Origin of the sequence: Mycobacterium sp. (assembly GCF_050701675.1) — a bacterium.
Classification (GTDB): domain Bacteria; phylum Actinomycetota; class Actinomycetes; order Mycobacteriales; family Mycobacteriaceae; genus Mycobacterium.
Genome location: NZ_JBOGDD010000815.1, coordinates 1 through 12,548 on the forward strand (window position 1 = coordinate 1; position 12,548 = coordinate 12,548).

Genomic DNA, 12,548 nt, shown 5'->3' on the forward strand with positions numbered 1-12,548 from the left:
TGCTTGAACAGATCCGCGGACCCGCAGATCTGCAGCACCTTTCCCAGTCACAGCTCAACGATCTGGCCGGTGAGATCCGTGAATTCCTGATTCACAAGGTTGCTGCAACCGGCGGTCACTTGGGCCCGAACCTGGGTGTGGTCGAACTGACCCTTGCGCTGCACCGGGTCTTCGACTCCCCGCACGATCCAATCATCTTTGACACCGGCCATCAGGCCTACGTCCACAAGATGCTCACCGGCCGCTGCGCGGACTTCGCGAATCTGCGGATGAAGGGCGGCCTGTCCGGCTACCCGTCGCGCGCGGAGAGCGAGCACGACTGGGTCGAGTCCAGCCACGCCAGCACCGCGCTGTCTTACGCCGACGGGCTGGCCAAGGCCTTCGAGCTGTCCGGGCACCGCAACCGCCACGTCGTCGCCGTCGTCGGTGACGGTGCACTGACGGGCGGCATGTGCTGGGAGGCGCTCAACAACATCGCCGCCGCACACCGGCCCATCGTCATCGTCGTCAACGACAACGGGCGCAGCTACGCGCCGACCATCGGTGGACTTGCCGATCACCTGGCCACCCTGCGGCTGCAGCCCGGTTACGAGAAACTGCTGGAAAAGGGCCGCGACACCGTGCGCGGCGTGCCCCTCATCGGCGAGCTCTGCTATCAGTGCATGCACAGCGTGAAGGCCGGCATCAAGGACGCGCTGTCCCCGCAGGTCATGTTCACCGACCTGGGCCTGAAGTATGTCGGCCCCATCGACGGTCACGACGAACGCGCCGTCGAGGCGGCCCTGCGCAATGCCCGCGGCTTCAACGCCCCCGTCGTGGTGCATGTCGTCACCCGCAAGGGCAACGGCTACTCGTTCGCCGAGAACGACGAGGCCGAGCAGATGCACGCGACCGGTGTCATCGACCCGCACACCGGGCAACCCACGTCGGTGGCCGCGCCCGGCTGGACAGCGGTGTTCTCCGACGAGCTGATCAAGAAGGCCGCCCGGCGCCGCGACATCGTCGCGATCACCGCGGCCATGCCCGGTCCGACGGGCCTGAGCTCCTTCCGTCAGCACTATCCCGACCGCTTCTTCGATGTCGGGATCGCCGAGCAGCACGCCATGACCTCGGCGGCCGGGCTGGCCATGGGTGGCATGCACCCGGTGGTCGCCATCTACTCGACCTTCCTGAACCGCGCGTTCGACCAGTTGATGATGGATGTCGCGCTGCACAAGCTGCCCGTCACCATGGTGCTGGACCGCGCCGGTGTCACCGGCAATGACGGCGCCAGCCACAACGGCATGTGGGACCTGTCGATGCTGGGCATCGTCCCCGGCATCCGGGTGGCGGCCCCGCGGGACGCGGCGCGGCTGCGCGAGGAACTCGGCGAAGCGCTCGACGTCAAGGACGGCCCGACCGCCATCAGGTTCCCCAAAGGCGCAGTGGGCGAAGACATTCCGGCAGTCGAGCGGCGTGACGGGGTGGACGTGCTGGCGGTGCCCGCAGACGGTCTGTCGGCCGACGTGCTGCTCGTCGCCGTCGGATCGTTCGCCGTCATGGGCCTGGCCGTCGCCGAACGCCTGCAGCAGCAAGGCATCGGTGTCACGGTCGTCGATCCGCGCTGGGTCATCCCGGTGCCCCGGGCGCTGCACGCGATGGCGTCCGCGCACAAGCTCGTCGTCACCCTTGAGGACAATGGTGTCAACGGTGGCATCGGTTCGCTGATCTCGGCGGCGTTGCGCCGCAACGAGATCGACGTGCCGTGCCGCGACGTCGGGGTGCCGCAGGAATTCCTGGAGCATGCGTCGCGCTCAGAGATCCTCACCGAGATCGGGCTCACCGATCAGCATCTGGCCCGCCAGATCACCGGATGGGTGGCGGCGCTGGGCAGTCCGGTCGGCGACCACGTCCGGGAACAGATCGACTGATCCCGGGCCATGGACGCCGAACTTGCGCAGTGGAAAGCCGCGGGTAAGTCGTTCGACTACCTGGGTTTCGAGATCTTCTACCGGTATGAGGGCTCCGGTCCGAATCTGCTTCTGATCCATGGGTATCCGTTCAACTCCTGGGACTGGGCCCAGATCTGGCCGGAGCTGACGGCGCGGTTCACGGTGATCGCCCCCGACATGATCGGGATGGGGTTCTCCGACAAACCGGTGCGTTACGGCTATTCGGTGCCCGACCACGCCGACATGCACGAGGCGCTGCTGGCTCATCTGGGTGTCGAGTCGGCGCACATCCTGGCCCACGACCTCGGGGTGTCCGTCGGTCAGGAACTTCTGGCTCGCCACGAACGGGGCGATCAGGTCTACGGCGCATTGCGCATCCACTCGATCACCTGGCTCAACGGGGGACTGTTCGTCGAGGCCTACGAGCCCCGGCTCATGCAGAAGCTGCTGTCGCGAACCCCGTTGGGCGACCTCATCAGTCCGTTGCAGGGCAGCCCACTGTCCCGGCGGTTGTTCGACCCCACCATCAACGAGATGTTCGGCGTGCACACCAAACCGACGCCGACGATGATGGACCAGTTCCACGAGATCCTGGACTACAAAGACGGTAAGCGGGTCACGCACAAACTCGGCCGGTTCGTCAATGACCGGTATGTGTACCGCAATCGCTGGGTGCGGGCGATGCGGGAGACGTCGGTGTCCATGCGTTTCATCGACGGGCCGGCCGATCCGAACTCGGGACGGCATATGGCGCAACGCTATTCGGAGATCATCCCGAATCCTGATGTGTACCTGCTCGCCGACGACATCGCGCACTGGCCGCAGATCGAGGCCCCCGACGCGGTCCTGGAACACTTCCTGGCGCACGTGGACGGGGTCTTGCGGGCGTCGAGATAGCACTAGTGGCGGCACCTTCTCGCGCTATCCCGCCGCCAGCGCTACCTCAGTGAGCTAGTCGGCCGAATCGGCGGGTGCTGGCGCGACCGTCAACGCTGCAGCCAACACGGGCACCGTCAGCTCCCGCTGCCACGGGCGGGCACCCGCCTCGGTCAGGAACGCGTCGATCACCGCGGCTGTGTCGGGGACCGGTTGCCAGTCCCACACCAGTCGTCGCACCAACTCGGGCGTCAGCAGGTTCTCCGTCGGCACCGAAACCCGTTGCGACAGTTCGGTGAGACCCGTACGAGCCGCTTCGAGTCGTTCGGCCGCCTCGGGCTTGCGGCGGCTCCAGCGCACGGCGGGTGGTGGTCCCGTGACCGGTTCGGAGGCCTCCGGCACGTCCTTGGTGGTGCGGGCGCGGGCGAGCGCCTCGAGCCACACCGCGGCACTGCGACGCTGACGGGAGCCGCCGAACACCGGCAGCGCCACCAGCTTCTCGATGGTGTCCGGGTTGGTGACCGCGGCGTTGATGATCGCGGCGTCGGGCAGAATGCGGCCCGGCGCGATGTCACGTCGCTGCGCGATGTTGTCGCGTGTGGTCCAGAGTTCGCGCACGGCGGCCAGCGTCCGTGGATTCTTCACCTTGTGGATGCCAGAGGTCCTTCGCCAGCGGTCCCGCCGCGTCGGCGAGGCCACGTAGGTGCGTAGGTGCTCGAATTCCTCTGCCGCCCAACGTGTCTTGCCCTGCTCCTCGAGCTCGGCGGCAACGGCAGCGCGCAGCTCGAGCAGCACCTCGACGTCAAGCGCCGCGTAGTTCAGCCAGTCGGCTGGCAACGGCCGCTTCGACCAGTCGGCGGCGCCGTGCCCCTTCACCAGATGCAGCCCGAGCAGCCGTTGCACCATCGCAGCCAGGTTCACCCTGTCGAAGCCGGCAAGTCGGCCACCCAGCTCGGTGTCGTACAGGCTGGGCGGAACCATCCCGAGTTCGGCCAGGCACGGCAGGTCCTGATCGGCCGCGTGCAGAATCCACTCGTCGGTGTCCAGCACGTCGGCGAGGGGGGCCATCACCATCAGCGGATCCTCGCCGTGGTTGACGGGGTCGATCAGCACGCTGCCCGCGCCGGCGCGGCGGATCTGCAACAGGTACGCGCGATTGGAGTAGCGGAAACCCGATGCTCTCTCGGCGTCGATCGCAAACGGACCGTGCCCGGACACCAACAGCTCGGCGGCCGCGAGGACCTGGTCGGCGGTCACCGCCAGTTCGGGCACGCCGTCGGCGGGCGCCAGTAGCGGGGTGGCCTCGGGTTCGCCGGTGTCGATCTCGTCGTCTTCGCTGGTGGCCGCGGTTGGGCCGGTGTCGTCGCCGTCCGTCATTTCACGCGCGGGTACGAGCGCCGAGGTCGGTGACCCCGGCGGGTGGAAGGCCGGCGGCGTGCTCCAGCACTTCGCAGAACGCCTGTACGTGAGGACCCAGATCCAGGTTCGTCGCCGTCCACGACGCCCGAAGTTCCAGTTGGTGGGCCCGCGGGGGCCCGGAGATGTCGCCGTAGCGCACCGACGTCGTCGCCGTGACGGTGCCGCCGAGGGCGGTGACGTAATCCTCGTGTGCCGCGAGCGCCTCCACCAGCCAGCTCCACGCCACCTCGGGAAGTAACGGGTCGACGGCCTCGGTGGAATCGAGATCGGCCTGGATGTAGGCCACCAGGCGCATGGTTCCGTCCCACGCCTCCGCGCCCTCCGGATCGTGCAGCAGGATCAGCCGACCGAACGCATCACCGTCGGAGCGCTCGGGGACGACCGCCGTCTCGGGGTGGCGAACCTCCGCGCCGAGCGCGTAGCTGTACGGCGCCAGGCGCTGAGGCGGACGGATCGGGCCAAGCTCGATCTCCGGCCGTACGGTGGTGGCATTCATCGCCTCCACCGCTGCCCGGAACTGAGCCGGCTCGACGGTGGTCATGAGGTTTGACGCTAGCTGATATGGGCAACGCGCAACGAAGGCGCGCCGTAACGTGACTGCATGGCAGCATGGGTGCCGATGAGTACCCGTCGTGACCTGCCCATGTCGCCGTATCTGACCGCGGCCGCGGGCCGCAAGCCCACCCGCGTGCCGGTGTGGTTCATGCGGCAGGCGGGCCGTTCGCTACCCGAGTATCGGGCCTTGCGGGCCAAGAACACGATGATGCAGGCGTGCTTCGACGCCGAGTTGATCACCGAGATCACCCTGCAGCCCGTCCGACGCCACGGCGTCGACGCGGCCATCCTGTTCTCCGACATCGTCGTGCCGTTGCGGGCCTCGGGCATCGACCTCGACATCGTGCCCGACGTGGGGCCGGTCATCGCGAACCCGATCCGCACCGCGGCCGACGTCGCGGCTCTGACCCCGCTGGACCGTGACCAGGTCGCACCCGTCGCCCATGCGGTGTCGCTGCTGGTGTCGGCGCTTGGCGACGTGCCGCTGATCGGATTCGCCGGCGCGCCGTTCACGCTCGCCTCCTATCTGGTGGAGGGCGGTCCCAGTCGCAACCACGAACGCACCAAGGCGATGATGCTCGGCGAACCAGAGACCTGGCACGCCCTGATGACGGCGCTCACCGACGTCACGATCGGCTTTCTGCGGACCCAGTTGGACGCGGGCGTCGACGCCATCCAACTGTTCGATTCTTGGGCAGGCACGCTGTCGCTGGCCGACTATCGCAGCTACGTGCTGCCGCACAGCGCGCGGGTGTTCGACGCCCTTTCCGGTGAGGGCGTCCCGATGACGCACTTCGGAGTGGGCACCGCCGAATTGCTCGGCGCCATGTCGGAAGCCGTGTCGGCGGGGGACAACGCGGTCGTCGGGGTGGACTGGCGCACCTCCTTGACCGATGCCGCCGCGAGGGTCCGGCCCGGCGTCGCGTTGCAGGGCAATCTCGACCCGGTGGTGCTTCTCGCAGGCTGGTCGGTGGTCGAGCGCGCGGTGCGCAACGTGGTCGACGACGGTCGGCGTGCTGTCGACGCGGGGGCCGCGGGCCACGTGTTCAATCTGGGCCACGGAGTGCTGCCGCCCACCGACCCCGGCATCATCACCGAAGCGGTAGCGCTGGTGCACGCGTTGTGAGTAGGCCGCCCACGTATTGCGTTGTCGGAGGCGGTATTTCGGGTCTCGCCGCCGCTCATCGCTTGCGTGTTGCGGCAGGCCCCGATGCGTCGATCACGATCTTCGACCCCGCCGACCGGCTCGGTGGCGTGCTGCGCACCGAACGGGTTGGGGGCCAGTTGGTGGACGTCGGCGCCGAGGCCTTCCTCGCGCGCCGTCCCGAGGTCTCGGCACTGCTGGCCGAGTTGGGCCTGGCCAACCGCCAGATCGGTACGACGGGCGTGCGCCCCCTGATCTACAGCGAGGGACGTCTGCACCCGATGCCGCAGGGCACGCTGCAGGGTATCCCGGCGCAGGCGTCCGCGGTCGCGGGTCTCGTGGACGACGCGACGGTCGCGCGGATCGCGGGCGAGCGGTCGAGGCCGTTCTCGTGGCGTCCCGGCGCTGATCCCACGGTGGCCGCGTTGATCGGCGACAGGTTCGGTGAGCAGGTGGTGACGCGCTCGGTCGACCCGCTGCTGGCGGGCGTCTATGCCGGGTCGTCCTCGACCATCGGGTTGCGTGCGGCGGCCCCGGCCTTGGCCGCCACGCTCGACCGCGGGGCGCGCAGCCTCACCGACGCGGTGCGCGAGGCCGTGACGGGGCTAGGCCCCCCGCCGCTGGGCGGGTCGGTGTTCGGCGCCGTCGACGGGGGCTACGCGGTGCTGCTCGACGCCCTCGTCCGGCGGGCCAACGTCGACTGGGCCCAAGTCGCCGTCGACCGGGTCAGCCGCAGCACGACCGGCTGGAACCTAGTCGACGACGAGGGCGGGCATTGGCATGCCGACGGCGTGGTGCTCGCCGTCCCCGCACCGCGTCTGCCGCGGCTCATCGAGGGCATCGCGCCGAGGTCCGCGGCCGCGGCCCGGCGCATTCGGGTGGCGTCGACCGCGCTGGTGCTGCTCGCACTGCCGGGTGGCACGCCGCTGCCCGAGCAGTCGGGGGTGCTGGTGGCGGGTGGAGAACGGTTGAACGCCAAGGCGATGACACTGACGTCGCGCAAGTGGGGTCGGCGCGGCAACGTCGAGTTGGTGCGATTGTCGTTCGGCCGTTTCGGTGACAGCCTGGCCCGAAACGCCGGTGACGAGGACCTGTTGTCGTGGGCGGCCCAGGATCTGTCGACGGTGTTCGGCATCGGCACCGAAGCCGTCGACTGCCACGTCCAACGGTGGATCGACGCCATGCCGCAGTACGGGCCTGGGCACGCCGATCTGATCGCCGACCTGAGGGCGGGCCTACCCCCGACGCTCGCCGTGGCCGGCGGCTATCTCGACGGCATCGGGGTGCCTGCCTGCGTGGCCTCGGGTACCAGGGCGGCGGCCTCGCTGGCCACGTCGAGAGCGACTAATTAGCTCCGTCTCGCGCGTGGCACGATGGGTGGTATGGCCAAGCTCGACTACGACAAGCTCAATTCGACGACCCGGTACATGATGATCTCGGTCTTCGCCGTGCAGCCCGAAGCGCTGGGGGAGGACCGCGCCGCGGTGATCGACGAGACCGCGACGTTCCTCAAACAGCAGGAGGAGGGCGGCGTCGTCGTCCGCGGCCTCTACGACGTCGCGGGTTTCCGCGCAGACGCCGACTTCATGATCTGGACGCATGCCGAGCGGGTCGAGGATCTCCAGGCGACGTACCGTGCATTCCGGCGCACGGCGCTGGGCCTGGCCAGCGATCCCGTCTGGAGCGTGGTCGCGCTACACCGCCCCGCCGAGTTCAACAAGAGCCACCTCCCGGCCTTCATCGCCGGCGAGGAGCCCGGCGACTATCTGTGCGTGTACCCGTTCGTGCGGTCGCTGGAGTGGTACCTGCTGCCCGACGACGAGCGTCGCAAGATGCTGGTGGACCACGGGATGGCCGGCCGTGAGTACCCGGACGTGCGGGCCAACACGGTGCCCGCGTTCGCGCTGGGCGACTACGAGTGGATCCTGGCGTTCGAGGGTCCGGATCTGGGCCGCATCGTCGAGCTCATGTGGAAGCTGCGCTACACCGACGCCCGCCGCCACGTACGCGAGGAGACGCCGTTCTTCACCGGCCCGCGGATCGGCGTCGAGGAACTCGTCACGCGCCTGCCCTAATTGTCGGCGGGGACCAGCTTCAGCGAGATCGAGTTGATGCAGTAGCGCTGGTCGGTCGGCGTGGGGTAGCCCTCGCCGGAGAACACGTGACCCAGGTGGCTGTGGCAGTTGGCGCAGACCACCTCGACGCGGTGCACGCCGCCGGAGTCGTCGGATCGCAGGATGACGGCGTCGGAGTCGGCCGGATCGAAGAAAGACGGCCAGCCGCAATGCGATTCGAACTTCTCGGTGCTGCGGAAGAGCTCAGCGCCGCACGCCCGACATTGGTAGATGCCCTCGGTCTTGGTGTCGGTGTACTCACCGGTGAACGGCCGTTCGGTGCCCGCCTGGCGCAGCACGGCGAACTCCTGTGGCGAGAGCTTCTCCCGCCACTCGTCGTTGGACAGCTGAACTTTGGGGGCGGTCATCCCTCAACGCTAGCGCGCTCCCGGTCCGGCGTCATCCAGGGCGGGTCGATGCCCTCGTCGAGGCGCCCGTCGGCCTTCGCGTCGAGGTAGCGGAAGTACAGCACGCAGAACACCACGATGAGCATCAGCGACCAGCCGTAGGTGATCTTCATGTACTCCAGGTAGCGGCCGGTGGACGGCCAGTGACCAAGCAGCCAGCGGTCCATCGTCATGAAGCCGTAGATCGCCAGCCACGCCACCCAGTTGCGGATCACCGAGTTCGGCAGCACCACCGTCATCAGGAACGGGAAGAGCATCATCGAGTAGTAGCCCTGCCCGAGAGACGTCACCAGGAACGTGGCGATCAGCAGCACACCGGAGGACGTCAGCATCCAGAACAGCTGGTCGCGTTGCCGGTAGTAGCGGTACAACAGCCACAGGCTGGCGATGGCGAGGACCAGGAAGATCAACCGCAGCAACAGGATCAGCCAGGTCGGCAGGCCGTAGTAGATGCCGTTGCCCTGGATGGAGCTGTTGAAGTAGTCGCGGACCGAGAAGATGTAGGGCACCGTATTGCGCAGGAAGCCCATCGGGTCACTCACCAGGGGCCACGCGATCGCGTTGAACAACAGCGGTACCCCGAAGGCGGGGATCAGGGCCCGCCACTGCCGGTTCAGCAGCGGCAACAGCAGAAGCGGTGCCAGCGACGGTTTGATCACCAGCGTCAGCCCGACGGCGACGCCGGCCAACCACTGGTGGCTCACCTTGCCGTCCAGCAGCCACCGGAAGAAGAGCACCTGGCAAAGCAGGATGCACCCGTTGATGTTGGTGAACACCAGTGTGTTGGTGACGCTTTCGGTGCAGAACATCGCGAGTAGCAGTGCGGGCGCCGCGACCGACGCCAGCGTGTACTTGAACAGCCGCAGAAGGAAGTAGGCGGCGATCACGATCGCGATGGTGTTGACCGTGATGAACCAGTACCGGGACGCGTCGACGCGGAAGAACGCGAAGGGGGACAGCAGCAGCGTTCCGCCCGGAGGGTAGAGGTAGTGCGGGTCCACCTGGTCGAAGTGTTCGTTGTAGATGTCCAGGCCGCGCCTGAAGTTGGACACCGCACGGTAGACGGGGCCGAAGTCGTCGGTGATGTAGCCGTTGGTCCCGAGTACGTAGCTGCGATGGATGATCGACAGGATCGCGACGGGCCAGAGGATCGAGCGCAGAACGGTCGCGGCATTCGGCGGGGAGGTGCGGGGCCGGAATGGGCGAAGCAGGGTGTCAGGTACCGCCACCAGCGCACCGTACACCGGACGCCACGGGCGGCTGGCTAGGCGGGGCAATACGTGTCGGTCTCGGGAATCTTGCCCGTGTCGAGGTACCCCAACACGGGCGGTATCGCACACGTCGAGTAGATGCTTGCGCCGTGGCCGACGCCCTGCCACATGACGCGACGGTTCGCGGCGCCGGCGTTGATGATGGTCGCGGCGACGGCGGCCACGCCTTCGTTGCCGACGATCGGGTCGTTCTGCACGCCGAGCAGGAGCACGGGAATCTTGAGGTTCTGTGGGTCCGGTGGCGTGGAGCCGCTTGGCCACGCGAGGCAGTTCACCAGGTCCAGCGCTCCGACGACGCCGAACTCCGGGTAGAGCTTGCCCCACTGGACGACGAGTTCGCGCACGCGGTCGGGCGTCGGACGGTTGAGCGCGTCGCTGCACGTGTTCACGAATTGGCCATCGGTCTGGCGCAGCGTTTCGGCGTCGTTGACGAGGCCGTTGAGCTGGCTGAGATCGCCGTCGCGCGCGGCGGCGAGTGCGCCCGCGAGGGCATTGGTGGACGTGAGGAAGTCGCCTCGAGGGAACGCGAGCGCGGTGGAGATGGCGTCGGTGAGGGTGGCCACTGAAATGCCGCCGGGCCCATTGCCTTGCCGGGCGCCGTCCAACATCGCGTCGATCGCGCCCTTCGGATCCGGCCCGAGCGCGCAGCCCGCCGCGACGCACTGCGAGGCGAAGGCGTCCAGGGCGGCCTGCTGCCCCTTGACCTTCTGTTCGGCTCTCGCCTCGGCGGCGAGGCCAAGGGGGAGCGGCGAGTCGAGCACCAACCGGGACAGCTTGTTGGGGTGCGCGCCGGCGTACGCCAGAGCCACCTGCGCGCCGTTGCCGACGCCGAGCAGGGCCACCGTCGGTACGTCCCAGGTGCTGCGCAACCGTTCGATGTCCTCGGCGGCGTGCGCGTTGTCGTAGGCGGAGTCGCCGGGGGCGATGCTGTCGGTGCAGCTCGTGGTCGCCGTCTGGACGATGGCGGTGAGATTGGCCACCGGGTCGTCGCCGGACGCGAACTGCGCCTGGTCGAGCATCTCCTGTCGGGAGAACAGGTCGCGGCAGTCGAGGTTGCCCGACATGCCCATGCCGCGGCGATCGATCGCGACGACGGGGTTGGTCTTGAGGACGTCGGCGCCGCTGCGCGAGAGCCACACGGGCAGCTGCACCGAGGACGGCAGATCCGTCCCAGTCGTCATGACGAGCGGGCCTGCGGTCGCGGGTGTCGCGTCGGAACGCGCCCGGACCACCCCGATGCTGAGCGTTCCCGAGGCGCCGCTGATGGAGTCGAGGTCGGCGTCGTAGCTGGCGCATTCAAGGGTCACGCCGGGGATGGCTGGGACAGCGGCCTGGGTGAACATCCGCGAGGTGCAGTCGCGCCACGACAGGTCGTTCTTCGGGGCTTCGATGGGTGGCGGTCCCGAGGCGACGGGCGCGGCCTCCGGCGCGCCTTGCGGGCCTGCGCCGGAGTCCGTGGCGAAGCGGGGGTTGGCGGCCAGCCCCGGTGCGCAGCCGGCGACGACGACAGCCGCAACGGCGGGCAGGCAGAGGGCCCGGAGCAGCTGAGAATGCCGACGCATGGTGACCACATTAGCGATCGCCGGGCGACTCCCCGCCGGGCTGGTTGATCTCACTCGTCCTTGACGTAGCGCGTGTAGAGGTAGCCCTCGTCGTCGGTGAGCAGGTGACTCCGCCGCATGCGGGTGTGGGCCTCGCCTTCCCCGCTGGCGATGCGGCGGGCCTGCCCACCGACGAGGATCGGTGCGATGGTGACGCAGAGCTCGTCGAGTAGACCGTGCTCGATGAGCAGGCTGATCATTCCGGGGCCGCCTTCGGAGAGCACCCGTAGGAGCTGCCTCTCGGCGAAGGTCTTCAGGACCACGGCGAGGTCGACGCGGTCGGTCTGGGCGCCGGAGGAGTCGATGACCTCGACCATCGAGCCGAATCGCCCGCGCGCGTCGTCTACGGCTTCGCGGCTGGTCATGATCAGCGGCGGGACCTCGGTGCGGGTGAAGATCTTGGCGTCGTGTTCGAAGTCGGCGCCGTGGGTCACGATGGCGATGGGCGGCACCTCGGCCTGCCCGCGGCTCTGGCGCTCCTTGCGCTGTGCGAGCGACATCTGCGCGCCGGAGTAGTTCTCGATCCGCACGGTCGATGCGCCGACGAGGACCACGTCGGCCTCCTGCCGCATCCGCGAGAACAGCGCACGGTCGCCGGGGCCCGCGAGCCCGGCCGCCTTGCCGTCGTCGGTGGCGCCGCCGTCGAGGCTGGAGATCATGTTGGCGCGCACCCAGCAGCGATCGAGGTTCTCGGGGTACGAGTAGAAGGCGGCCAGCCGCGCGTCGTCGTCGGTGTCGAACCCGCCACCACACGGGGCCAGCTCTGTGAGCTCTGTCGCAGCATCGGGATCGGGCACGTTGACCATTGCAGCACGTCGTTACAGTTCCTTCCATGCCCGGGGCCAGCGCTGTCGACGTCGACCATCTGACCGATCGGCATCCGCGCGTGACGCCGGAGCGGTTGGTTGCGGGTTTGGTGCCGCCGCCCACCTTCTCGGACGTCAGCTTCGATACCTACCGGCCGGATCCGGCCGAACCGTCACAGACGGCTGCGGTGCAGGCATGTCGGGACTTCTGCGCTCAGGCCGTGCAACGGCGGGCGGGCAAGAAGAAGCTGTTCGGCAAACGCGAGGTGCTTCCCGGCGTCGGGGTGTACCTCGACGGCGGCTTCGGCGTCGGCAAGACGCACCTGTTGGCGTCGACCTACTACAGTCTCGCGGCAGCTCAGGGCGGGCCGGCCGCGTTCGCGACGTTCGGTGAGCTGACGCAGTTGGCTGGGGTGTTCGGCTT

12 protein-coding genes are annotated in these 12,548 nt (G+C 68.3%); 6 read left to right on the top strand and 6 right to left on the bottom strand.

What is annotated here, in order from left to right:
* On the top strand, positions 1-1,910 hold a 1,910-nt coding region (dxs, locus tag ACRDUX_RS24915), incomplete at its 5' end, for a 1-deoxy-D-xylulose-5-phosphate synthase (protein WP_526417541.1).
* Positions 1,911-1,919: 9 nt separating this feature from the next.
* On the top strand, positions 1,920-2,828 hold the full coding sequence (locus ACRDUX_RS24920) for an alpha/beta fold hydrolase (RefSeq protein ID WP_526417543.1): 909 nt from the start codon (positions 1,920-1,922) through the stop codon (positions 2,826-2,828).
* Between the two features lie 54 nt (positions 2,829-2,882).
* On the opposite strand, the gene ACRDUX_RS24925 is transcribed toward ACRDUX_RS24920, so the two are convergent.
* Positions 2,883-4,184 carry an HRDC domain-containing protein gene (locus ACRDUX_RS24925; RefSeq protein ID WP_526417545.1) on the bottom strand — a complete coding sequence of 434 codons (1,302 nt, stop codon included), beginning with the start codon at positions 4,182-4,184 and terminating at the stop codon, positions 2,883-2,885.
* Position 4,185: 1 nt separating this feature from the next.
* Complete coding sequence (locus ACRDUX_RS24930; RefSeq protein WP_526417547.1) at positions 4,186-4,767, bottom strand: DUF3000 family protein; 582 nt, start codon at positions 4,765-4,767, stop codon at positions 4,186-4,188.
* A 78-nt stretch (positions 4,768-4,845) separates the two neighbouring features.
* Here ACRDUX_RS24930 and hemE point away from each other — a divergent pair, with 78 nt between their 5' ends.
* From hemE to hemQ, 3 genes are read left to right on the top strand one after another with little or no spacing between them, the layout of a single operon-like run.
* A complete protein-coding gene (hemE, locus tag ACRDUX_RS24935; RefSeq protein ID WP_526417561.1) occupies positions 4,846-5,907 on the top strand; it encodes a uroporphyrinogen decarboxylase in 1,062 nt (353 codons plus the stop codon).
* Positions 5,904-7,277 carry a protoporphyrinogen oxidase gene (locus tag ACRDUX_RS24940; protein ID WP_526417549.1) on the top strand — a complete coding sequence of 458 codons (1,374 nt, stop codon included), beginning with the start codon at positions 5,904-5,906 and terminating at the stop codon, positions 7,275-7,277. Before hemE ends, ACRDUX_RS24940 begins: the two co-directional genes overlap by 4 nt.
* A 30-nt stretch (positions 7,278-7,307) precedes the next feature.
* Complete coding sequence (hemQ, locus tag ACRDUX_RS24945) at positions 7,308-8,000, top strand: hydrogen peroxide-dependent heme synthase (RefSeq protein WP_526417551.1); 693 nt, start codon at positions 7,308-7,310, stop codon at positions 7,998-8,000.
* Here the strand turns inward: hemQ and msrB are convergent.
* Genes msrB through ACRDUX_RS24965 form a run of 4 tightly spaced genes read right to left on the bottom strand, consistent with a single transcriptional unit; the run spans position 7,997 to position 12,124 of the window.
* Positions 7,997-8,407: a peptide-methionine (R)-S-oxide reductase MsrB gene (gene msrB / locus ACRDUX_RS24950; protein ID WP_526417553.1), complete on the bottom strand. Its 411-nt coding sequence runs from the start codon at positions 8,405-8,407 to the stop codon at positions 7,997-7,999. The genes hemQ and msrB overlap by 4 nt on opposite strands.
* The gene (aftC, locus tag ACRDUX_RS24955) at positions 8,404-9,690 is read right to left on the bottom strand and encodes an arabinofuranan 3-O-arabinosyltransferase (protein ID WP_526417563.1); all 1,287 of its coding nucleotides are present in this window, start codon (positions 9,688-9,690) and stop codon (positions 8,404-8,406) included. Before aftC ends, msrB begins: the two co-directional genes overlap by 4 nt.
* A gap of 20 nt (positions 9,691-9,710) precedes the next feature.
* Positions 9,711-11,279, bottom strand: a complete 1,569-nt coding sequence (locus tag ACRDUX_RS24960; protein WP_526417555.1) for an alpha/beta fold hydrolase — start codon at positions 11,277-11,279, stop codon at positions 9,711-9,713.
* Positions 11,280-11,329: 50 nt separating this feature from the next.
* Positions 11,330-12,124, bottom strand: coding sequence for a pyrimidine reductase family protein (locus ACRDUX_RS24965; protein WP_526417557.1), 795 nt, complete (start codon positions 12,122-12,124; stop codon positions 11,330-11,332).
* Between the two features lie 26 nt (positions 12,125-12,150).
* Between ACRDUX_RS24965 and zapE the strand changes: the two genes are divergently transcribed.
* Positions 12,151-12,548 (top strand): AFG1/ZapE family ATPase (gene zapE, locus ACRDUX_RS24970; protein WP_526417559.1); only part of this gene is annotated, 398 nt, incomplete at its 3' end.

Excerpts from the sequence above, each read along its gene's own strand:
- ACRDUX_RS24920 (WP_526417543.1), top strand. The coding sequence starts at position 1,920 with ATGGACGCCGAACTTGCGCAGTGGAAAGCCGCGGGTAAGTCGTTCGAC.
- ACRDUX_RS24930 (WP_526417547.1), bottom strand. The coding sequence starts at position 4,767 with ATGACCACCGTCGAGCCGGCTCAGTTCCGGGCAGCGGTGGAGGCGATG.
- msrB (WP_526417553.1), bottom strand. The coding sequence starts at position 8,407 with ATGACCGCCCCCAAAGTTCAGCTGTCCAACGACGAGTGGCGGGAGAAG.
- ACRDUX_RS24925 (WP_526417545.1), bottom strand. The coding sequence starts at position 4,184 with ATGACGGACGGCGACGACACCGGCCCAACCGCGGCCACCAGCGAAGAC.
- hemE (WP_526417561.1), top strand. The coding sequence starts at position 4,846 with ATGAGTACCCGTCGTGACCTGCCCATGTCGCCGTATCTGACCGCGGCC.
- ACRDUX_RS24960 (WP_526417555.1), bottom strand. The coding sequence starts at position 11,279 with ATGCGTCGGCATTCTCAGCTGCTCCGGGCCCTCTGCCTGCCCGCCGTT.
- hemQ (WP_526417551.1), top strand. The coding sequence starts at position 7,308 with ATGGCCAAGCTCGACTACGACAAGCTCAATTCGACGACCCGGTACATG.
- ACRDUX_RS24965 (WP_526417557.1), bottom strand. The coding sequence starts at position 12,124 with ATGGTCAACGTGCCCGATCCCGATGCTGCGACAGAGCTCACAGAGCTG.